The organism is Pseudomonas sp. BP01 (genome assembly GCF_022760795.1).
Classification (GTDB): domain Bacteria; phylum Pseudomonadota; class Gammaproteobacteria; order Pseudomonadales; family Pseudomonadaceae; genus Aquipseudomonas; species Aquipseudomonas putida_Q.
The window spans coordinates 148,363-169,588 of sequence record NZ_JAFBKA010000013.1; the positions used below are offsets into that span (position 1 = coordinate 148,363).

A 21,226-nucleotide genomic window follows, 5' to 3' on the forward strand; every position below is an offset into this window, starting at 1 on the left:
CGCAGATGCACCGAGTGCCGGGGCTGCTGCGCAGCCCTGTCGCGACACAAGGCCGCTCCTACAAAGACCGCGTAGTCTGCAAAAGCTACTTCAGTGCTGCGGTAAAGCTGTCTTTCAGCACGTCAAGGAGGAAGTCGGCATTGGCCCGGCTGAAAATCATCGATGGCCGCATTTTCAGCACGTTGTCATGCGGGCCTTCGGTGCCGATCAACACGCCGCGTTCCCTGGCGCCATCAGCCACTTTCCGGGCCAGGGCCGTGGCCGGCGCCTTCGACTTGCGGTCGGTGACCAGGACGATGCCGAGAAACAGCCCAAGCCCGCGCACATCACCAATCGCGTCAAATTGCTGCTGAAGCTTGCGGAAACCCTCGAGCAAGTAATTGCCGACGTTCAAGGCGTTTGCTTTCAACTGGTCGCGCTCGATTGCATTGAGCACCGCCAGGCCTACCGCGCAAGACACGGGGTTGCCGGCGAAGGTATTGAAATACTCCATGCCGTTATTGAAGGCATCGGCAACCTCACGGGTGGTCACAACCGCCGACATCGGGTGGCCGTTGCCAATCGGTTTGCCCATGGTGACGGCATCCGGCACCACGCCCTGGGTCTCGAATGCCCACCAGTGGCTACCGACGCGGCCAAACCCGACCTGCACCTCATCGGCCAAGCATAGCCCACCCTCGGCGCGGACCATGGCGTAGACCTCCTTGAGGTAGTTGTCAGGCAGGAACACCTGGCCTGCCACGCTGGGGATCGACTCTGCAAGGAAGAACCCGGGGCCCTTGCCTGCCTTGCGCATGGCATCCAGCTGCTCTGCTACCGACTCGGCAAAGCGCTTGCCGTGCTGTTCCACTGGCCAGTGCTCAGGCGCGTAGTAGCTGTCCGGGACCACCGCCTCGTATACATGCGCTGCCCTGCCCTTGCCGGCCTTGCGTTTGTACTTGTAAGGGCTAAGGTCGATGAGTTCTTGCGTAGTGCCGTGGTAGGCCCAGTCCAGCACGATCGCCTGGTCACTGCCTGTGTAGTTGCGCGCCATGCGCAGCATCAGGCTGTTGGCTTCACTGCCCGAACAACCAAAGGAGGCTACGCAAAGTCCCTCTGGCAGCGTACCCGTCAGGCGTTCGGCGTATTCGACGATGTTGTCGTGCAAGTAGCGGGTGTTGGTGTTGAGTAGCGCAGCCTGGCGGGTCAAGGCCTCGACCACGTCGGGGTGGCTATGGCCCAGGTGGCACACGTTGTTGAAGCAGTCCAGGTAGGCGCGCCCGAAGTTGTCGATCAGCCATACGCCATCACCGCGCACGAACTTGATCGGGTCGCTGTACGAAATCGACAGGTTCGGTAGCAGCAGCTCCTTGCGCCTGGCAATGATCTGGGCCTTGGTCATCCCTTGCTGGGTGTAGGTCTCCGGCGGGATACCCGCCAAGGTCGAGGCATCGGGGAACAGGTCGGCCCACACTTCGCGGTACTCTGGCTCGCCCACGCCAATGACCTCGCTCGCGCTCAGCTGGGTATCGGTGGTCATCTGCAGGTGCAGGTGGGGAATCCAGCCGCCGTTTTCATGATCGGTGCCCATGTATCCGACCAGGTCGCCTGCTTCGAGCTTGTCACCGGCTTTCAAGCGGCTGAGCGCTTCATGGGCCATATGCCCCCACAGGGTCAGAAATGGCGGGCAACCGGGTGGCGTGTGCTCGATCATCACCAGGCCACCATACCCCAGCGGGTCCGGTTCAACCTCCACACTTCTGACAGTGCCAGCGACCGGCGCGTATAACGCCGTACCCGCCGGCATCAGCAGGTCGACACCGACATGCAGTGTGCGGCGTTGCCCCTTGATGAAGCGGGACTCGAACGCGCTGTCGGTGTAGATGCTGCGCAACTCACCCCATGGCCCGATGGCCAGCGGCACCTGGTGAGCGGCAGAGTACTGCTCCCACCAACGGGTTGCGTCTGCCGGGCGCTGCTCAGCCGAGGCGATGGTCATCTCGTGGGTGGCGTCGCCAAACGGCGCAATCACCTTGTTCAGGATGGCGGCGGACGGGCGCACCAGGTCGGCGAAGGATTTGTGGTTGTCCGCAATCCAGCGGCGGACATCGCCCGCGCCTTCGATGGCATCAAAACCACAAGCCTTGCGCAGGATGCCGGTGGCCAGCCGTGGGTTCATCGCATCAAGCTGTTCCAGCAGGCGCCAGGCAGGTGCTTCACTGATCGCCAGATAGGGGTTGTCGTCTGTCTGGTCCTGCCGCGAAGCGGAGAAGGTGACGCTGATGACCAGGCGCATGGCGATCAGGTTGAACAACACATCAAGCTCTTGCGCTTGCAGCGGGTACTTTTCATGGAAACCGGCGACCAGCGCAGCAGCGGCGCCGATCGGGTCGTCCATGTCGAGAATGGCGTAGGCACTGGCGATCGCAACCTCGGCTATCAGCACGGTATGCACGGCATCGCCAAAGTCGATGAAGCCAGTCACGGTACTGGTAGTTTCGGCATCGACCAGAATGTTCCAGTCGTTGGCATCGTTGTGGATCACCTGGGCCCGCAGGGAAGCCAGCCTGGGCTGTACAGACTGTTCGAACTGGGTGATGAAGCGCTCGACAATGGCCCGGCGTTCAGGGCTCTTGATGAAGTGCAGGCGCGAACGGGAGCGCGCAGCATGGCGCAGATCCCAGTCAAGGTCGCGGATGGCACCCGGGTGCATGAAGCCCTGCAGCGCGCGATCGAGTTCGCCGAGTGCCTGGCCGAAGTTGCTCATCAGTGCGAATGAGCGCCTGGCCTCGGCAAGTGGCGTGCCGGCCAACCAGCTGACCAGGCGCACTGCGTGCTTTTCACCTGTGGCACCGGTCACCGACGGCAGGTAGTCGCCAGCTACGCTGGCCCGCAAGTGAGGCACGCCCAGATGCCCGCCGTGCACGGCCAGGTGATCGAGCAGCGCGGTTTGAAACTCGCTTTCTACCCTGGGCTCGCTGGCATTGACGATTTTCAGTATCCAGCCTGCATCCAGGCCAGTCTGCAGCCGGTAATTGCGATCACGCTCCCCGTCCAGGGGCGTGGCAGTGCCAGAGACATTGAAGAAATCTTTTGCGAGGCCCTCTGCATCGCTTGCCGAAAACCGAGGTGCCGGGTGGGAAAGGTCTGTCATATCATCACGTTCCGAGCGAGCAAATTGTTTTTTCAATAGCTTGTCATGCACCACCGAAACCGACACCCTGCATACGGTCGGGATCAACAGGCATTATGCCGGTTCTGACCGGCATAAAGACGGCGAGCTAATCAGGTGCTGCAATGCGTGAGCTGGATGCAAAAGATCGTGAGATTCTTGAAGTACTTTCGAAGGACGCGCGCATTGCGCTCAAGGCATTAGCCGGCCGCATAGGCCTTTCCAGAAGCGCCACGACCGAACGGGTTGCCAACCTTGAACGCAGCGGGATCATTCGTGGTTATCGGGCGGATATCGGCGAGATTGACGCCAATGTGATACGCGCGATCTTGCTGGTAACGTTACAGCGCACGCCTGCCATGGGGCTGCTTGACCAGCTGGCTACGGACGCCCGCGTGCGACGGGTTTCCTCGGTGAGCGGTCAGCTTGATCTGGTGGTTGAAGTGGAGACCCGGACCATCGACGACCTCAACCAGGTTCGCGACAATGTCGCACGCCACGAATCCGTGGATGACATTACCACGTCGGTAGTCCTGCGCCGTGATATCGACCGCCAGGGTGCCTGACGACCTGCAAGATGGCACGAGCTTCACCGGTGCCATCCACGCCGGGTGTATCAAGTTTCGCGTATATGCCGCTCCTGGCGTTCCTGCCGCTCCTTGGCCTCAATGCTCAGTGTCGCCGTTGGCCGCAGCAGCAAGCGCTTGAGGCCGATGGGCTCGCCGGTGTCCTTGCACCACCCGTACTCACCCCGTGCAATGCGCTCCAGGGCTTCGTCGATCTTGTCCAGCAGTTTCTTTTCCCGCTCAAGCAGGCGCAGCTGCCATTGCCGTTGCTCTTCCATAGTGCCCAGGTCAGATGGGTCGCTGCTTGGCTCGAATGCGCGCATGAGTTCGAACTCGCTGGATATTCGGGCTTGCAGCTCATTGCGCTGCGCCAACAACAGGTCGCGGAAGAACCCCTGCTGCCGAGCATCCATATAGGCCTCTGCAGGCATGCAAAGCAGGTCTTGTTCGGTCATGTCTATTACGCTCGCGGCTGCATTCGAAGGTCGGCCCAGGTTGCAAATGACTCGTCACATGGCTTACGTTGTTACTTTATAACATTCGCTAAGGAGTTCTACAATGAAACCAGGCATTCACCCCGACTACCGCCCCGTTCTGTTTCACGATGTGGCTGCCAGTGCCTTCTGGCTGATCCGCTCGACCATCGAAACAGACAAGACCCACGTGCACACCGATGGCGTCAGCTACCCCTACGTCACCCTCGACGTTTCCAGTGCCTCGCACCCGATCTACACCGGCCAGGAACGCAAGGCGAAGGCCGAGGGCCGGGTGGCGGGGTTCAACAAGCGGTTTGCAGGTTTTACTGCCAAGTAAGAAAAAGCCGCTTTCAGTCCAGGGAAAGCGGCTCTTCCAACCCATCATCGCGCAGCCTCAAGCCGCCCAGGTTTCCTGAAGATGGCGCCATAACACGCGTCCCCCTACAGCACTGAACAGTGCGGTGGATATCCGTGTCTTCGCGTTCTGGCCGGGCAAATGGTGCGTCTCGCGATAGCACACCACTGCACCCTCCGGCCATTGTGCGATGGTTTCCAGTTCGGCGACCTCAATGCTCAACCCTGGCTGAGACCCTGCACGCTGAGCAAACAGGGATGAAACATCGCCCAGGCCTACCTGAGCACCGGCAGGTGTCACCATCGCAAAATCCGCGTGAAACCGCTCGACCATGGCTGCAACAGAACCCTCCCCCCTGGCGAAGAGCGCCTCGATCAATATGTGCAGATCAATGACTTCTTTCAGATACCGATTCATGGCGTTCCTTTCGTGTGACAAGTGAGCGTATCCGCAGACAGATGAGGACTGCCAGGCAGGTTGCCTGCACCCCTCCTGCCAGCATGAATGTGGCTTGGTAGGCTTGCCGAGCCTCGAAGAGCATGGTCAGCAAGCTGAATACCAGGCTGACGGCTGTGACGCCCAGGCAGAAACTCAACTGCCGGTTCAGGGCCCACAGGGTACTGGCCTGGCCAAGTTCGGATGAGGCCAATGCTGCAAAGGCAGCGCTTTGCGCGACGCTGGTGCATAAGCTCCCCCCGACACCGAGCAGCGCGTAGGCAACCATGAGAGAAGACGTGCTGGAAGCCATCGCCAGCAGCGCATAACCCGGTATCTGCAGCGCCAGCCCCAGCAGCAGTAATGGGGTGGGCCCGGATGATCTGTAACGCCAGGTGGTGCAAGCGATCGCCAGCGCTGCCCCCAAGGACCATGGCAACATCAGGCTGCCCGCTGCGCTTGCGGTCCATCCAAGCTCGGCCTGAAGGTAAAGCATGGCCAACAGGTTTACCCCGATGAACAGGCCCGGCACAGCCAGGTACAACATGATCGATCCGGCGAAAACGGGCTCGCGCATTACCGAAAAGTCCAACAGGGGTGCAGCGATACGCCGTGAGTGACGCAGGTAGCTGCCGAGCAAGATTGCAGCCAGTGCGGCCCAGGCCATAGCCATGCCACCCTGGCCACCACCCGCATCAGTCATACCCAGCAAGCCGCTGGCCACCCCTCCCCCAGCCAGTAGCAAGCCTTTGCCATCAAAGGGTTCATTGCGCGCGGCTGCCGGTGGGCGCGGTAACCAGCAAGCACCCAGGATCAAGGCCAGCAGTGCCATGGGAAGACTGGCGAGCAGCACCCACTGCCAGGGCATCCGTTGCGACAACCAACCGCCTGCCAGGGGTGATACGGCTGGCGCTAGCAAGCCTATGGCCATGATCGCCATGGTCACCCTTGGCCGCTCATGCGCCGAATACAGGCGGTAGACCAGTGCCTGGCCCAGAGGAATGAACAGCCCGGCTGCAAAACCCTGCAGGCCGCGTAAAGGTAGCAGCGTTGCCATCTGGCCCGACCAGGCGATCAACAGTGTGGCGCCTGAGAAAAACACCAGTGAGCCGAGCAGTACTGAGCGCTCGCCCATGCGCTGCCCCAGCCATCGGCTGGGCAACATCCCCAGCATCAGCCCGAGTAGATAGGCCGTACTCACCCAAGCCAACGTGGCGACATCAGCGTGCAGGGCTTCACCTATCTTCGGTGAAACCACGGCGGTGATGAAGGTATTGATCAGGTCTACGAAGAAACCCAGCAAGTAGAACAGCGTGATACGACGACGCAGGTTGAGTAAGGCCACGGTGAACTCCAGTCAGCGAGCGTGACTGTAACCCTGCACCGACAGCGACATAAGTGCTGTAATATCGCCCAGACTGTTAACTGATTTTTGACAATCATGCTCGACCTCAATCGCGTTGCCAGCTTTGTCGCCGTTGCAGATAGCGGCAGCTTTACCAAGGCTGCCCAGTTGCTGGGCCAGTCCAAGGCGCGGATCAGCTTCAATGTACGGCGTCTGGAAGCTGAACTGGGCACCAGCCTGCTGGCCCGTAACACCCGCCGCACCGTGCTGACCGATTGCGGTGAACGGTTTCTGGTTGAAGCGCGTCAGCTGCTTGACCAGGTGGAGCGCGCGACAGCCAGCGTGCAACAGTCATCCGCGGGGCTTGGCGGGCGGTTACGCATCACCAGTACCTCCGCCTTTGCACAGCGTGCAGTGCTGCCGGTGCTGGCAGACATGGCAGAAGCTCATCCCGATCTGTCGATCGAGCACGTAGCGTCATCGCACCTCTGTGACCTGGTTGCTGAACGCTTCGACGTCGCAATCCGGCTAGGCGAGTTGGCGGACTCCGATTACAAGGCCGCCAGGATTGGCGACTATGCCTTGCAGCTGGTCGCCAGCCCGGCGTATCTGCTACGGCACCCGGCTGGCTCAACGGAGGCGCTGGTCAACGTGCACTGGCTGGCTCATACGCACCTGAGCGATGCACCCTGGCGCTTCTTCAACTCACAGTCCATGACCGAAAGCTGCCAGTTCGTGCGCCCGTCCCGCTTTCAGGCAGATAGCGCAGAGGCGTTGCTGGACATGGCCTTGCGCGGGCTCGGGGTTGCGCTTCTGCCAAGCTGGCTGGTAGACGACGCCATCGCAAAGGGTAAGCTCAGCGCCGTCCTTGACCCACAACACTTTGCACGGCAACCCATTCATGCGTTGTACCGCAACAGCATGTATGTACCTGCTGCAACACGCGTTTTCATTGACCAGCTGGCAGCCCGATGGGCCCTTGAGGACACCGGGCTGTAACAGCCATATCACGTTGCTGGCACAGCGCGCATGCGTGCAAGCACGCTCTGAATCTCGCCAACCACCTGCCGGGTTGCCTCGTCGATCGTCCTTTCATTGCGGCACAGCACCCAGCCGTGCGCTGCAACGGCACGCTCGAACGCCTCGGTACAGGCCACCTGTTCATCCAGGTTGTGGATCACCGTACTGCCCAGCCCACGCGTACGCGCTGCCGCCCGTGCCCATGAGGTCTCAGCGGCTGTGACAACCCCGACATGCAAATCGGGCACTTGCACCTTTCGTTCGAGGTTCAGGCGCAAGATCTGGTCGAACGGCACCGTGCGTCGGAACGCAGCGTCAGAGGGGTACCAGCGATCAATCAGGATGATGCTGTCAGCTGGCTGCCTGGGCAGCACATGCCGGGAAATCCAGGCGCGGCTCTCGGCAAAGCGCTCGCACACCTTGAACTCCAGGTCCCGGCATGGGCTTCTGGCAAGCTGGTTGACCAGGGCCATGGTCTCGCCCCGGCAAGGGTCGTTCTTTCTTTCACAAAGGCGGATCACCTTGTTCCCCTCCAGCCGCAAGGCTTGAGTGACGGCCTCCAGCAGCGTGGTCTTGCCGGTACCCTTGGGCCCATCAATGGAAACAAACAGCGGGCGGTTCATCGTTCAATACCAGTTGGCTCAGGCGCGGGATGAGACCATTGATCGTGGCTCGGCTTCAAGCGATTCTCTTTCTACGTCAACCCTGAGCCTTCCAACCCACTTGCTCAAGGGCCGCCAGCAACCGCTTACCCTCCAGGCCTGGCACCTCTCGCCCATCCTCTGCCTGCATGGTCCTGCCTGCCAGGATCGCGGTGAAGCACCGGCGCCCCCTGTACGCGAAGCTGAACATCTCGTCTCACCCCGAATTGTTTTCGATGTTCATACGGGAGCTGGGGTTCGCAGATGAACGGGGGGGACACCCCATCAGCTTGAAAAGGCAACCACCCGGCAATGCCCAAGGCGGACAATGCCTGCTAGGCTGACGATGGCGGCCCTCCTGGCAGCCTACTCTTTACCCTTAGGCACGGGCCAAATGACCTTCGACCCACAAGTAAACCTGACCAACTGCGACCGCGAACCCATCCAGATCCCTGGCAGCATCCAGCCCCACGGCTGCCTGCTGGCCTGTGATGCATCCGCGACAGTGGTCCTGCGCCATTCGGTCAACGCCCCGCATCTGCTGGGCCTGGCAGGCGACATCAACGGCCAGAAGCTGCACGCGGTGCTAGGTGACGAGGTAGCCCATACCTTGCGCAACGCCTTGGCCCGTACCCGCGAAGCCTCGCGCCCTGCACTAAGCTTCAGCGTGATGCTGCCCAACGGCCAGGCCTTCGATATCGCCGCCCACCTGTGCAAAGGTACGGCAATCCTGGAGTTTGAACCGGCCGGCGCCAGCATCGCCGAGCCCATCGAGCTGGCCCGTACCCTGATTGCCCAGCTGCGCGAAATCGACCAGACCAGCAAATTGTTCCGCGACGCTGCCCGCTTTATCCGGGCCGTACTGGGCTACGACCGGGTGATGATCTACCAGCTCGGCGCAGACGGTGCCGGCAAGGTGGTCGCAGAAGCCAAACGTGGCGATCTTGAAAGCTTCATGGGCCAGTACTTCCCCGCCTCCGACATCCCGCAGCAGGCCCGAGCGCTTTACCTGCGCAACCCGATCCGGGTGATTTCCGACGCCCGGTTCAAAACGGTCGCCATCGAGCCGGTCCTTGACCCGTCAGGCGAACCGCTCGACCTGTCCTACGCGCACCTGCGCAGCGTATCGCCGGTGCATTGCGAGTACCTGTGCAACATGGGCGTGGGTGCCTCCATGTCGATATCGGTCATCGTCAACGGCGAGCTATGGGGGTTGATCGCCTGCCACCACTACGCACCGCGTACTCTGGCCATGGGGCAGCGGGTGGCCGCCGAAATGTTCGGCGAGTTCTTCGCGTTGCATATCGAGACCCTGCGCAGCCGGCAAAAACTCGAAGCCGCCGTACGGGTTCACAAAGCACTGGACACCATCGTGCGCAATGCCAACCAGTCAGCGGATCTCGATGGGTTCTTCCACTCACGCCTGCCGCGGCTGATGTCGCTGATCCCCTGCGATGGCATCGGCATGTCGCTGCAAGGCCGCTGGGCAACGGCCGGGCTGGCAGTGCCCAAAGCTGCCGTGCCCGACCTGTTGCGCCTGGCGGATATGGTCACCGATGGCCGTACCTGGGCGTCCAACCGCCTGTCGATGGTGCTTCCCTCTGCCCAGGCGTACTTCAGCGACGTATCCGGCGTGCTGATCATCCCGATGTCGCAGCAGCCGAGGGATTACCTGATCTTCTTTCGCAAGGAGGTCATCGAGACGCTCGACTGGGCCGGGGACCCGAACAAAACTTACGACAGCGGCGCGCTGGGCGATCGCCTGACGCCGCGCAAAAGCTTTGCCATCTGGAAAGAAACCGTTCACCAGCAGTCGCTGCCCTGGACCGAACAGGACCGCCAATTTGGCGATGCCATCCGCACCGCCATCGTCGAAGTGGTGCTGCACAACAGCGAGCTGCTGGCCAGCGAGCGCTCGAAGGCTGAAGTGCGCCAGCGCATCCTTAACGAGGAGCTCAATCACAGGGTCAAGAACATCCTGTCACTGATTGGTGCGCTGGTTGCCCACCCGACCTCCGAGAGCCAGACCCTCCAGGACTATGTGGCCACCCTCAAAGGCCGTATCCAGGCATTGTCACTGGCCCACGACCAAGTGGTGCGTGGTGATGGTGGCGGCCGCCTGGCAATGCTGCTGGAGGCCGAGCTTTCACCCTATCGCACGGCTGCAGGGGTGATCGAGCTGCAAGGCCCGAACGTCATCCTCGACGCGCGCGCCTACTCGGTGATGGCCCTGGTGCTGCACGAGCTGGCCACTAATGCGGCCAAGTATGGTGCGCTGTCGCAGGCCGGCGGCAAGCTGTCGGTGAGCTGGGCAATCGACGCCGCCAACGCCTGTGCCATCTGCTGGTGTGAAAGTGGCGGGCCCACGGTACGCCCGCCCAGCCGCACTGGCTTTGGCTCGGTACTGATCGACCGCAGCATCCCGTTCGACCTGGGCGGCACCAGCACGGTGGAATATTACCCCGAAGGCCTGCAAGGACTATTCAGAATCCCGGCCAAGCACCTGACCGTCGCCGAAACGTTCGAACCCGCCATCCCGGTCGCGGCCATGACCATGGCTCGTGTAGATGATACCTTTGCAACACGGGCGGGCTTGTGCGTGCTGATCCTCGAAGACCAGTTGGTGATTGCAGTCGGCTTGGAGCAGATTCTCAACGATGCTCACATCAAGGACGTGATCACCGCCAATTCCGAAGATCAGGCAATGCAACTGCTCGCCCGCCGCACACCGGACGTTGCGATACTGGATGTCAACCTGGGCACCGGCACATCCATTTCCGTGGCCGATGAACTGGTACGCCGTCAGGTTCCATTCCTGTTTGCCACAGGCTACGGCGATGGCATCAGCATTCCCGAGCACTTGAAGGGCGTCCCCGTAGCGCGCAAGCCTTACGACGCCAACAGCATCCTGGCCAGCCTGCGGGGCCTGTTGGATCGCTGAAAGGCGATACCAGGCCGCTCCTCAGGGAAAGGCGCCAGCCTTGCGCTGGCGCCGTACCTCAGGGCTTACACCGCCAGCGCGCGCTCACGCAGCTCGCTGTTGAGGATGCGGTCGTTCTCGCTGTAATCGACCGGGCAGTCGATCACGTGCACGCCTGGGGTCTTGATGCAGTGTTCCAGCAGTGGCAGCAGGCCTTCGGCGCTTTCCACGCGATGACCGTTGGCACCGTAGGCTTCGGCGTATTTGACGAAGTCCGGGTTGCCGTAGTCCAAGCCGAAATCGGTGAAGCCCATGTTGGCCTGCTTCCAGCGGATCATGCCGTAGCCATCGTCACGCAGGATCACCACGGTGATGTGCATGCCCAGGCGTACTGCGGTTTCCAGCTCCTGGCTGTTCATCATGAAGCCGCCGTCGCCGCACACCGAGATCACCGGGCGGTCCGGGTGCACCAGGTGCGCCGCCATGGCCGATGGCAGGCCGGCGCCCATGGTCGCCAGGGCGTTGTCCAGCAGCACGGTGTTCGGCTTGTGCGCCTTGTAGTTACGGGCGAACCAGATCTTGTAGATGCCGTTGTCCAGGGCAACGATGCCTTCGGACGGCAGAACACGACGGATGTCGGCAACCATGCGCTGCGGGTAGACCGGGAAGCGGTTGTCGTCAGCGCCTTCGGCGATTTGGGCTTCGTTGGCTTCACGGATGGCCATCAGGCGGGTGAAGTCCCAGTGCGAGGTGTCGTTCAGCGCTTCGCTGATCTGCCACACGGCGTTGGCGATGTCGCCAATCACTTCAACCTGTGGGAAGTAAACAGCATCGACTTCGGCAGAGCGGAAGTTGATGTGAATGACTTCGGTGCCACCACGGACCATGAAGAACGGCGGCTTCTCGATCACGTCGTGGCCGATGTTGATGATCAGGTCGGCGGCTTCTACGGCGCGGTGGACGAAATCACCCGACGACAGCGCAGCGTTACCCAGGAAGCGCGGGTGGCGCTCGTCGACCACACCTTTACCCATCTGGGTGGTGATGAACGGGATACCGGTCTTGTCGATCAGCTGCTTGAGGACCTTGGCGGTCATCTTGCGGTTGGCGCCGGCGCCGATCACCAGGATCGGGTTGCGCGCGTTCTGCAATTTCTCGACGGCAGCTTCGATGGCGACGTGTTCGGCCAGCGGGCGGCGGTGCAGGCTACGCGGGATCGGCAGTGCGTCGGTCTGCTCGGCGGCGATGTCTTCCGGCAGTTCCAGGTGTACCGCACCCGGCTTTTCTTCTTCAGCCAGGCGGAAGGCTTCGCGCATGCGGGCCGGGATGTTGTCGGCCGAGGCGAACTGGTGGGTGTACTTGGTGATGGGGTCCATCATGCCGCACACGTCAATGATCTGGAAGCGGCCCTGCTTGGACTTCTTGATCGGCTTCTGCCCGGTGATCATCATCATCGGCATGCCGCCCAAGTAGGCGTAGGCGCTGGCGGTGACCAGGTTGGTGGCACCAGGGCCGAGGGTCGACAGGCTGACGCCGGTCTTGCCGGTCAGGCGGCCGTAGGTGGCAGCCATGAAGCCTGCAGACTGCTCGTGACGGGTCAGTACCAGCTTGATCTTCGACTTGCGCAGGGATTCGAGCAGGTCGAGGTTTTCCTCACCAGGGATGCCGAACACATACTCGACACCTTCGTTTTCCAGACATTGCACAACGACATCGGCGGCCTTGGCCATTTGGGGTACTACCTCAAAATCTTTGTGGGATTGCAGCTTTATGACGCTGCGTGACTGAGATATTGCAGGATGTCTCAGTGGCGCGCATCGTAGGCCCTCTGGTTAATAATAATAAATATATTGTTATGATGCTTAGCATCACAGTTCGTTATGAATGGTAGAACGCCTCAATGAACCTCAAGGCATTGCGCTGCTGCGTCGAGATCGTGCGCCAAGGCAGCTTCACCAAGGCTGCCCAGCATTTGCACATCGCCCAGCCTGCGCTGAGCATGGCCGTCACCCGCCTGGAAGAAGAACTGGGCGTGACCCTGTTCAACCGCACCACGCGCAAAGTCATCCTTACCGCCGAGGGCGAACAGTTCCTGCCACGCATTGCGTCGGCGCTGCGCGAGATGGATGTTGCCCGGCAAGAGCTGCGCGACATGGCCGACCTGAAACGCGGCGAAGTGCGCCTGGGCATCCCGCCCATGTTCGGCCTGCACTATGTACCTGGGTTGATGAACGCCTTCCGCCAGCTGTATCCAGGCATTGCCATGACCGTGTTCGAAGGCAGTGCCGAGGACATTGGCCATCGCCTGGAACAAAGGGAAATCGACCTGGCATTGTTGGAGTCCAGGCGCGTGCCCCCCGACAAGGAATCGATCCTGCTGGGCAGTGACGAGATGCTGGCGTGCATGCACCCCGACCACCCTTATGCCGGCAAAGCCTTTCTCACGGCGCAAGACTTGCGTAATACCGACATGGTGGTGTTCGACCGCACGTTCGTTCAACGTCACCTGCTGGACGCGTTTTTCGCCGAGCATGGCATCACTTACCAGGTGGCGTTGCAGAGCAACTTCGTCTCGCTGGTGGTGCAGGCCGCGCTGGACAACATGGGCGTGGCGACCCTGCTGCGCTCGGTCCAGCAGCGCACGCCGGGCATCGTCGGGGTGCCGTTCCGGCCCGCGCAGCAGATGAGCTTCAGATTGTGCTGGCGCTCCGGGGAATACCTGTCGCTGGCCAGCAAGCGGTTCATCGACTTTGCTGCGCAGACGCATTACCTGGAGCGGTGAGGCTAGCCTGTTCCGGCCCTTTCGCGGCTAAAGCCGCTTCCACAGGTACGGCGCATGCCTTGAGGCCAGTGCGATCAATGTGGGAGCGGCTTCAGCCGCGACCACCGGCAACGCCGGTGCCAGACCACCGCAGCCGTTCTAGGGTAGTGCGGTTTTCAACGCCAGATGGGCGATCACCTGCTCAGCCGCCCGCCCCAGGCAGCCCTTGAAAAAGTGGTTGGCACCTGCATAAACCGACACCGCCCGTTGCCCCGGGCCAGCCCATTGCAACAGGTTGGCCAGCGGCGCCATTTCATCCTGTTCGCCATGCAGCAGCAGGCAATCCGCAGGCACCGGCAGTGGCTCGTAATAGCGCCCGCCCGGTACATCACCCACCGGCAGCCCCAGCAACGCCACTGCCTGCAACTGCCCTTCAAGCGCACAGGCCACACGGGCGAACACATAGGCACCAAAAGAGAACCCTACCAAGGCTATTGGCAGCTCCGGCAACTCCCGGCTGAAGTGACGGATGACCGCGATGCAGTCTTGCGCTTCGCCGATGCCCTCGTCGTGCGCGCCTTGTGTCTGCCCTACCCCACGAAAACTCGGCCGCACCACCTGCCAACCGGCTGCGCACAGCTGACGCGCCAGGGTCAGCGGCACAATATGGCGCGGGCTCCCGCCCAGCAGCGGTTGTGGGTGACTGACCAGCACCACCCCCTTTGGCGGCCCGGCCGGGTGGTCGATCAGCAGTTCGATCTGGCCGGCCAGTCCATCGATAAGCAACTGGTTACGTAATGCATCCGACATCTTGATTGTCCTTGCTAGCCAAATGAGTAGCGCCTGATCACGCCGTTTGCCGCGGCAGGCCATGCATCACCAGCAACACCAGCACGACACTGGTCAATGCCAGCGCCGACAGCGTTGCCAGTACCCCCGTCGCGCCGAAGTGCTGGAACAGGTAGCCACCCACCAAAGGCGTCAGTGCCTGGCCAACCAACGAGGGGCGCGACATCTTGCCCATCAGCGCAACATACTGGGCTGGCGGCATCAGGGCCAGCGGCAGCAGCCCCCTGACAATGGCCCGCAGGCCATTGCCACAGCCATACAGCAGCAGGCCCAGCGCGGTCACGCCCGGCGCCACGGCCACCAGCGTCAGGCCGACGGCTACCAGCACCGATGACACCAGTGCAGTCCAGATCGGGTGGCGCTTGCCGGCGATGATCTGCAGCACCCGCGATGCCACCTGGCTCGGCCCGAGCAAGGCACTCAGGCCAATGGCAGCCGCCAGCGAATGCCCCTGGCCCTGCAGTACTGCGACCAGCTGCACCGAAACGGCAGTCATGATGATCGCGCCAATGGCAAAGATTGCAGTCAGCAGCCAATAGAGGCGGCGGTCCACAGGCAGATTGCTCGTCGCCGTCACGCCCTGGGCCTTGTGTGCGGGCTGGCCTGCCGGCAACACCCAGAGGTACAACGGCGCCACGGCAACGATCAGCACCAGCGCATAAGCCGTACACGCCGTGCGCCAGCCCAGTTGCTCGATGGCCAGGGCCACCACCGGCCAGGTGATGGTGGTGGCAAACCCCGAAATCAGGGTGATACCGGTAATCGCCCGCCCTGCCCGTTCCGCATACAAGGCACCGAGGGTGGCAAACAGCGCTTCATACAGCCCCATTGCCATCCCCGCGCCAATGATCACCCAGGCCAGCAGGAACACCAGCAGGCTGTGGCAGTTGGCAACCACCAGCAAGCCCAGCCCTACTACCACACCGCTGGCGGCCAGTTGCGAGCGCCCGCCATAACGCGCCACCAGGCGGCTGGACAGCGGCGCCAGCAGCGCCGAAACCATCAGGCCCAGCGACAGTGCCCCATACACCCAGCCGCTGTCCCAGCCAGTCTCGCGCAGGATTGGCTTGCCCATCACCGCCAACAGGAAGAACGAACCACCCCACACCAGAATTTGCAGCAGCCCCAGCCAGAAAATACCCAAGGGCCCGGGAAAACGTACGCCAGCATTCACTAAAGCAACCTTATCGACCAAGCGGGCCGGATGTCGGCGCACGCAGGTGGCAGTCTAAGAGAGCAGGCGTACGGCTTGCCATAACATCCCGGCATTTCAGTTATGCGCTCGCTGTAGTGTGCCGGAAATCCAAGAAGAGTACTTTTGTACTCCTCCCGCTAACCCAGTGATGAGAAAACCGTCGAGCGGCCCTTCAAGACCGCACGCAGAAAGGGCCAAAAGCCCCAAGCCGGTCAGCTTCCTCGACGTTGCCGGCAAATATTGACTATGATCCCGCCTTGAACGTTTCAGCATGTTTCAAAAGGGATACAGATGTCAGTCCAGGAATTACCCCCTCTCCCCAGTAAGAGCACCGTCGCGAAGATGGAAGCCGCCATGGCGCTGGGCAGCTTTGCCATTGGCACCGGCGAATTCGCCATCATGGGCCTGATGCCCGACATCGCCAGCAACCTGCAATTGAGCGAGCCCCAGGTGGGCCATGCCATCAGTGCCTACGCACTGGGGGTGATGGTTGGCGCCCCGACGCTAGCGATCCTGGGCGCCCGGCTGCTGCGCAAGCACATGCTGTTGCTGCTGATGGCACTGTACGCCCTTGGCAACCTGGCGACTGCCTTCGCCCCCTCGTTCAGCAGCCTGGTTGCCTTCCGCTTCATCAGCGGCCTGCCCCACGGCGCGTACTTCGGCATTGCCGCAGTGGTGGCATCGAGCATGGTGGCCAAAGACCAGCGCGCGGGTGCGGTTGCCCGGGTGATGATGGGCCTGACCTTGGCCATGTTGCTCGGCAACCCGGTGGCAACCTACCTGGGCCAGTTTTTCGGCTGGCGTTCGGCGTTCGTGCTGGTTGGCGCCATCGCGCTGTGCACCATCGCCCTGGTGTGGCGCTTTGTGCCCCAGCGCCACGACGAAGTGCGCAGCGACCCGCGCAAGGAACTGCAAGCCTTTACCCTGCCGCAGGTGTGGATGGCGCTGGCCATCGCTTCGATCGGCTTTGCCGGCATGTTCACGGTATTCAGCTACCTGGCACCGACCATGCTGCAGGTGACCCAGGTGTCACCCCAGTGGATTCCGTTCGGCCTGGCGGCGTTCGGGGTGGGCGGCATCGTCGGCAACATTGCCGGCGGCAAACTGTTCGACCGCCTGCAGTTCCGCGCCGTGGGGCTGGTGCTGGTGTGGTCAATCGCCGTACTGCTGTTCTTCACCTTCGCCGCCCATGCGCTGTGGAGCCTGCTGTTGGGTATCGGCCTGGTGGGCACCATGATTGCCCTGGCCGCGCCGCTGCAGATCCGCCTGATGGACATTGCCCATGAAGCGCCGAGCCTGGCAGCTGCGTCGAACCATGCAGCGTTCAACCTGGCCAATGCGCTGGGGCCATGGTTGGGTGGCATGGCGATTACAGCGGGCATGGGCTGGACCAGCACCGGCTATATTGGCGCGGCAACTGCGCTGGTCGGGCTGGGTATCTATCTGGTGGCACGACGGATGAAAGGCGGCCACTGAGGCCAGCCATGTGGGGCTGCTGCGCAGCCCTTTCGCGACACAAGGCCGCTCCCACAGGTACATGACGGCCTTCGAGGCAAATGCAAATCCTGTAGGGGCGGCCTTGTGTCGCGATGGGCTGCAAAGCAGCCCCAAAAATCTCAAATCCACCCAATCCACAGTGGACCCGCAGAAAACGCTACCCTACCCCCTTCTGCACAGGCTACTGCCGAGCCCTCCATGTTCGATTGGGAAGACCTGCGTCATTTCTGCGCCTTTACCTCGGCCGGCTCGCTGTCCGCCGCGGCCAAGACGCTGGGCGTCGACCACGCCACCGTGGCCCGGCGCATCGCTTCGCTCGAAGCCTCGCTCAAGCTCAAGCTGGTCGACCGGCGCCCCCGCGCTTATGCGCTCACCGACGAAGGCCGACGCGTTGCCGAACTCCGCGTTCATGGCGCAGGAGCACGGCATGAAGGAAGCCGGCAGCGCCGAGCAGACCATGAGCATCGAAATCTGGCTGGCAGTGCATGAGGACGTGCGCGCCACCCCACGGATCAAGGCGGTTACCGACTTCCTCCAGCAACAGGTGCGGCCATTGCTGCGCTTGTGAATTTTTGCGGATGGGACCTGCATCAATACGGAATTTTCGCGCAAGGCTGCCCGCGTTAGGCTGACACCATCACTAACGCCCTTGAAGGAGACGACGATGCAATACGTAAAGTTGGGTAACACCGGGCTGGACATCTCCAGGTTGTGCCTGGGCTGCATGACCTTCGGCGAACCCGACGCCGGCACTCATCCCTGGACCTTGGGCGAAGACGCCAGCCGACCTATCATTCGCCATGCCGTCGAGCAAGGCATCAACTTCTTCGACACCGCCAACAGCTATTCGGCCGGCACTTCGGAAATCATCCTCGGCAAACTGCTCAAGGAATTCACCCGCCGCGAAGAAACCGTGATCGCCACCAAGGTGTTCTTCCCGGCCAACATGTGGGAAGGCGCCAGCCGGCCCAACGAGCAAGGCTTGTCGCGCAAGGCGATCATGGCCAACATCGACGCCAGCCTCAGCCGCTTGGGTACCGATTACGTCGACCTGTACCAGATCCACCGCTGGGACTACCACACCCCCATCGAGGAGACCATGGAGGCCCTGCACGACGTGGTCAAGGCCGGCAAGGCCCGTTACATCGGTGCATCGTCGATGTACGCCTGGCAGTTCGCCAAGGCACAGCAGGTGGCGGCCAGCAACGGTTGGAGCCGTTTCGTGTCGATGCAGAATTACCTCAACCTGATCTACCGCGAAGAAGAACGCGAAATGATCCCGCTGTGCCTGGACCAGGGGGTCGGCCTGATGCCCTGGAGCCCGATGGCCCGCGGGCGCCTGACCCGGCCGCACGGGCAGCAAACCGCACGCACCCGCAGCGATGTATCCGGCCAGTCGTTCTATGAAAAGACCGAGGTGGAAGACGGCCGGGTGATCGATGTGGTCGAGCAGATCGCTGGCGAACGGGGCGTGCCGATGGCCCAGGTTGCGCTGGCCTGGGTACTGGGTAAGGCCGGCGTCAGCGCCCCTATCGTCGGCGCCTCGAAGCCCGCTCACCTGGACGATGCACTGGGCGCGTTGTCACTGCAGCTGAGCGAGGCCGAGGTGGCGCGCTTGCAGGCCCCTTACGTCCCCCATGCGGTAACCGGCTTCAAGTAGGGCGGGCTTGCGGCAGCTCGATGCGCACCCGCAGCCCGCCGCTGGTTGCGGCCAGCGCGGTGATGCAGCCGCCATGCAGGGCGATGGCCCGCTGGGCAATCGCCAGGCCCAGGCCAAAGCCATCGTCGCTGCTGTCGGTACCTCGGTCGAACGGCTCGAAGATGCGCTTCAGCCGCGCCGGGTCTACGCCCGGACCGTGGTCGCTGACACTGACCTGGAACCATTGCCCGCCCGGCGCCAGCGCAGCCTGCACCAACACTTCTGTGCCGGCGGCGGTGTAGCGCACGGCGTTGCGGATGATGTTCTCGAACGCCCGGTACAGCAACTCTTCATGCCCATGGATAAGAAACGCGCCTTGGGCTTGCAGGGACACCTGGCACTGCTTCATGCCCGCCTCGAAACGGGCGTCTTCAACAATCTGCGCAAGCAGCTCTACCACATCCACACTGGCAAAGTCGCTGTCGCCCTGCCGAGCCTGGGCGCGGGCCAAGGTCAGTAGCTGCTCGATCAGGTCGTCCATGCGCCGTGACTCGCGCTCCACCCGCTCCAGCATGTCATGTCGGTCGGGTTGCTGACGCATCAGGCCGATGGCGGCATGCATGCGGGTCAGCGGTGAACGCAGTTCGTGGGAAATATCGTGCAGCAGGTTCTGCTGGGCCTGCACCAGGGCCTTTAGCTGGCCGGCCATGCGGTCACAGTCCGCGGCCAGTTCGACAATCTCGTCGCGCCGCTTGCCCAGCCTGGGCTTCACCCGCACATCGAACCTACCCTGGGCCACCTGGGCCATGGCTTCGCGCAGCCAGGCCAACGGGCGAGTCAGGTAAAGGCTGCACAGGAAGGCAAACAGCGCACTCATCAGCGTGCCGGTGAACAGCGGGCCCATGCCACGCGGGCGCGGCGGTTCGCCAAGCACCGTGGCCACCGACGCACGCAGCACCAGCGGGCGACCCTCGCGGTCGCTCAACGCCTGCTCGAAACGCGACACCGACACCGCCCTGCCCGCCAGCAGCTGGCCTTTACTGTCATAAAGGCCCACTTGCACATCCGGCGGCTGCGGTGACACCTCCAGCAGTTGCCGGCCTGCCTGCTCACCGTAACGCTGCAGTAGCTGTAGTTCGGTGGCCAGCAGCGAACGCAGCGCCGGGGTATCGCCGCGCCAGTCATTGAGCATGAAGGCACCCGCACCCACCAGGAAAGTCAGGCAGTTGGCCAGCCAGAACGCCAGGAACAGCTTCCAGAACAGGCGCCGGCGCATCATTCGACTATCAGCATGTAGCCCATGCCACGCACGCTCTGGATCCAGCTGCTGCCGTCGGCACGCGGGCCGAGCTTTTGCCGGATGCTGCTGACGTGCACGTCGATACGCCGGTCATAACGGGTCAACGGCCGGCCCAAGGCATTGAGTGACAAGTCCTGCTTGCTGACCAGCTGGCCAGCCTGGCGGGCCAACGCTTCGAGCAGGCTGAACTCCGAGCCGGTCAGCTCCAGCGTGGCTTCGCCCCAGTGCGCTTCACGGCGGCCCGGCCACATTTTCAATGCGCCCGTGCGCACGTGTTCGGGCGCACTGCCCTCGCCCGTCGGGTGCGGCTGCACCCGGCGCAATATCGCCCGCAGGCGTGCCACCAGTTCACCCGGGGAACTGGGCTTGGGTACGTAGTCATCGGCGCCCAGCTCAAGGCCGGCAATACGGTCGATATTGTCGCCACGCGCGGTCAGCAGCAGCACCGGCACCTGGCTGCGCGCACGCACGCGCCGCAGCACTTCGATGCCAGAGATACCCGGCAGCATCACGTCCAGCACCACTACCTGGAAGTGACCGGACAACGCCTGGGTCTCGCCTTCTTCACCGGTAGCCACCGCCGTGGCCTGGAAGCCTTCGCGCGCCAGGTACAAAGAAAGCATTTCAGTCAGTTCGCGGTCGTCGTCGACCAGCAGCACAGGGATCATCGGGGCCAGATATCGCAATTGCAGGGGCTGTAATGATCGCCCCGGCGGCCGGGGCTGTCACCGCCGGCCGGTCGGACTTTACACATCTTTACCCTCGGCTAACCGCGCCGTACACAGCCCGCCCGTATCCTCATCGCCCGCTGCCAGCGGGTTGCCCGCGCTTGCTCCCCTCCGAATCCGCTTGTCTGGAACCCCCGATGAACTACCCGCGCCTGTTGCTCTCCATCCTGTTGCTGAAAGCCTCGCTGGCCCAGGCCTCCCCTTTCAGGATCGCCGACATCCGCGTCAACGGCCTGCAGCGGGTTTCCGCTGGCAGTGTCTTCGGTGCCTTGCCGCTGAACGTCGGTGACCAGGCCGATGACCGCCGCCTGGTGGACTCGACCCGTTCCCTGTTCAAGACCGGGTTCT

At 62.4% G+C, this 21,226-nt stretch carries 17 protein-coding genes and 2 pseudogenes; 9 read left to right on the forward strand and 10 right to left on the reverse strand.

Annotated elements, in window-relative coordinates; genetic code table 11:
• Window positions 1–85 precede the first annotated feature (85 nt).
• Window positions 86–3,133 carry an aminotransferase class III-fold pyridoxal phosphate-dependent enzyme gene (locus tag JOY50_RS14105; RefSeq protein WP_243055436.1) on the reverse strand — a complete coding sequence of 1,016 codons (3,048 nt, stop codon included), beginning with the start codon at window positions 3,131–3,133 and terminating at the stop codon, window positions 86–88.
• 143 nt (window positions 3,134–3,276) lie between these two features.
• Between JOY50_RS14105 and JOY50_RS14110 the strand changes: the two genes are divergently transcribed.
• Window positions 3,277–3,717: an Lrp/AsnC family transcriptional regulator gene (locus JOY50_RS14110; protein WP_016714074.1), complete on the forward strand. Its 441-nt coding sequence runs from the start codon at window positions 3,277–3,279 to the stop codon at window positions 3,715–3,717.
• 50 nt (window positions 3,718–3,767) lie between these two features.
• On the opposite strand, the gene dksA is transcribed toward JOY50_RS14110, so the two are convergent.
• Window positions 3,768–4,172 (reverse strand): RNA polymerase-binding protein DksA, encoded by a 405-nt coding sequence (gene dksA / locus JOY50_RS14115; protein WP_019473562.1) that lies wholly within the window; start codon window positions 4,170–4,172, stop codon window positions 3,768–3,770.
• 103 nt (window positions 4,173–4,275) lie between these two features.
• Here dksA and JOY50_RS14120 point away from each other — a divergent pair, with 103 nt between their 5' ends.
• Window positions 4,276–4,530, forward strand: a complete 255-nt coding sequence (locus JOY50_RS14120) for a type B 50S ribosomal protein L31 (protein ID WP_019473563.1) — start codon at window positions 4,276–4,278, stop codon at window positions 4,528–4,530.
• 57 nt (window positions 4,531–4,587) lie between these two features.
• On the opposite strand, the gene JOY50_RS14125 is transcribed toward JOY50_RS14120, so the two are convergent.
• Together JOY50_RS14125 and JOY50_RS14130 are read right to left on the reverse strand one after the other, a co-directional pair.
• Entirely contained in the window at window positions 4,588–4,965 is a 378-nt protein-coding gene (locus JOY50_RS14125; RefSeq protein ID WP_132845785.1) for a hypothetical protein, read from the reverse strand.
• Window positions 4,937–6,328, reverse strand: coding sequence for an MFS transporter (locus JOY50_RS14130; protein WP_132845788.1), 1,392 nt, complete (start codon window positions 6,326–6,328; stop codon window positions 4,937–4,939). Before JOY50_RS14130 ends, JOY50_RS14125 begins: the two co-directional genes overlap by 29 nt.
• A 96-nt stretch (window positions 6,329–6,424) precedes the next feature.
• On the opposite strand from JOY50_RS14130, the gene JOY50_RS14135 reads away from it, so the two are divergent.
• Window positions 6,425–7,327 (forward strand): LysR family transcriptional regulator, encoded by a 903-nt coding sequence (locus JOY50_RS14135; RefSeq protein ID WP_132845791.1) that lies wholly within the window; start codon window positions 6,425–6,427, stop codon window positions 7,325–7,327.
• A gap of 8 nt (window positions 7,328–7,335) precedes the next feature.
• Here JOY50_RS14135 and JOY50_RS14140 read toward each other — a convergent pair whose 3' ends face one another.
• On the reverse strand, window positions 7,336–7,971 hold the full coding sequence (locus JOY50_RS14140; RefSeq protein WP_132845794.1) for a dTMP kinase: 636 nt from the start codon (window positions 7,969–7,971) through the stop codon (window positions 7,336–7,338).
• Window positions 7,972–8,383: 412 nt separating this feature from the next.
• On the opposite strand from JOY50_RS14140, the gene JOY50_RS14150 reads away from it, so the two are divergent.
• Window positions 8,384–10,930, forward strand: a complete 2,547-nt coding sequence (locus JOY50_RS14150) for an HWE histidine kinase domain-containing protein (RefSeq protein ID WP_132845796.1) — start codon at window positions 8,384–8,386, stop codon at window positions 10,928–10,930.
• A 65-nt stretch (window positions 10,931–10,995) separates the two neighbouring features.
• Here the strand turns inward: JOY50_RS14150 and JOY50_RS14155 are convergent, their stop codons facing one another.
• Window positions 10,996–12,639, reverse strand: a complete 1,644-nt coding sequence (locus JOY50_RS14155; protein WP_132845798.1) for an acetolactate synthase large subunit — start codon at window positions 12,637–12,639, stop codon at window positions 10,996–10,998.
• Between the two features lie 170 nt (window positions 12,640–12,809).
• On the opposite strand from JOY50_RS14155, the gene JOY50_RS14160 reads away from it, so the two are divergent.
• On the forward strand, window positions 12,810–13,691 hold the full coding sequence (locus tag JOY50_RS14160) for a LysR family transcriptional regulator (protein ID WP_019473596.1): 882 nt from the start codon (window positions 12,810–12,812) through the stop codon (window positions 13,689–13,691).
• 138 nt (window positions 13,692–13,829) lie between these two features.
• On the opposite strand, the gene JOY50_RS14165 is transcribed toward JOY50_RS14160, so the two are convergent.
• Both JOY50_RS14165 and JOY50_RS14170 read right to left on the reverse strand, forming a co-directional pair.
• Complete coding sequence (locus tag JOY50_RS14165) at window positions 13,830–14,480, reverse strand: alpha/beta hydrolase (RefSeq protein ID WP_132845800.1); 651 nt, start codon at window positions 14,478–14,480, stop codon at window positions 13,830–13,832.
• A 37-nt stretch (window positions 14,481–14,517) separates the two neighbouring features.
• The gene (locus JOY50_RS14170; RefSeq protein WP_243055441.1) at window positions 14,518–15,642 is read right to left on the reverse strand and encodes an MFS transporter; all 1,125 of its coding nucleotides are present in this window, start codon (window positions 15,640–15,642) and stop codon (window positions 14,518–14,520) included.
• 363 nt (window positions 15,643–16,005) lie between these two features.
• Between JOY50_RS14170 and JOY50_RS14175 the strand changes: the two genes are divergently transcribed.
• The 3 genes and pseudogenes from JOY50_RS14175 (at window position 16,006) to JOY50_RS14185 (ending at window position 18,871) form a co-directional block, all read left to right on the forward strand.
• A complete protein-coding gene (locus tag JOY50_RS14175; RefSeq protein WP_132845805.1) occupies window positions 16,006–17,190 on the forward strand; it encodes an MFS transporter in 1,185 nt (394 codons plus the stop codon).
• 219 nt (window positions 17,191–17,409) lie between these two features.
• Window positions 17,410–17,613 (forward strand): annotated as a pseudogene (locus tag JOY50_RS14180) (LysR family transcriptional regulator); the annotation flags it as partial.
• A 262-nt stretch (window positions 17,614–17,875) separates the two neighbouring features.
• On the forward strand, window positions 17,876–18,871 hold the full coding sequence (locus JOY50_RS14185; RefSeq protein WP_028612938.1) for an aldo/keto reductase: 996 nt from the start codon (window positions 17,876–17,878) through the stop codon (window positions 18,869–18,871).
• Here JOY50_RS14185 and JOY50_RS14190 read toward each other — a convergent pair.
• Window positions 18,864–20,129 carry a HAMP domain-containing sensor histidine kinase gene (locus JOY50_RS14190; protein ID WP_243055438.1) on the reverse strand — a complete coding sequence of 422 codons (1,266 nt, stop codon included), beginning with the start codon at window positions 20,127–20,129 and terminating at the stop codon, window positions 18,864–18,866. The genes JOY50_RS14185 and JOY50_RS14190 overlap by 8 nt on opposite strands.
• Window positions 20,126–20,818 (reverse strand): response regulator transcription factor, encoded by a 693-nt coding sequence (locus JOY50_RS14195; protein WP_132845811.1) that lies wholly within the window; start codon window positions 20,816–20,818, stop codon window positions 20,126–20,128. The genes JOY50_RS14190 and JOY50_RS14195 overlap by 4 nt, the downstream gene beginning before the upstream one ends.
• A 197-nt stretch (window positions 20,819–21,015) precedes the next feature.
• Between JOY50_RS14195 and JOY50_RS14200 the strand changes: the two are divergent.
• Window positions 21,016–21,226 (forward strand): annotated as a pseudogene (locus JOY50_RS14200) (outer membrane assembly protein); the annotation flags it as partial.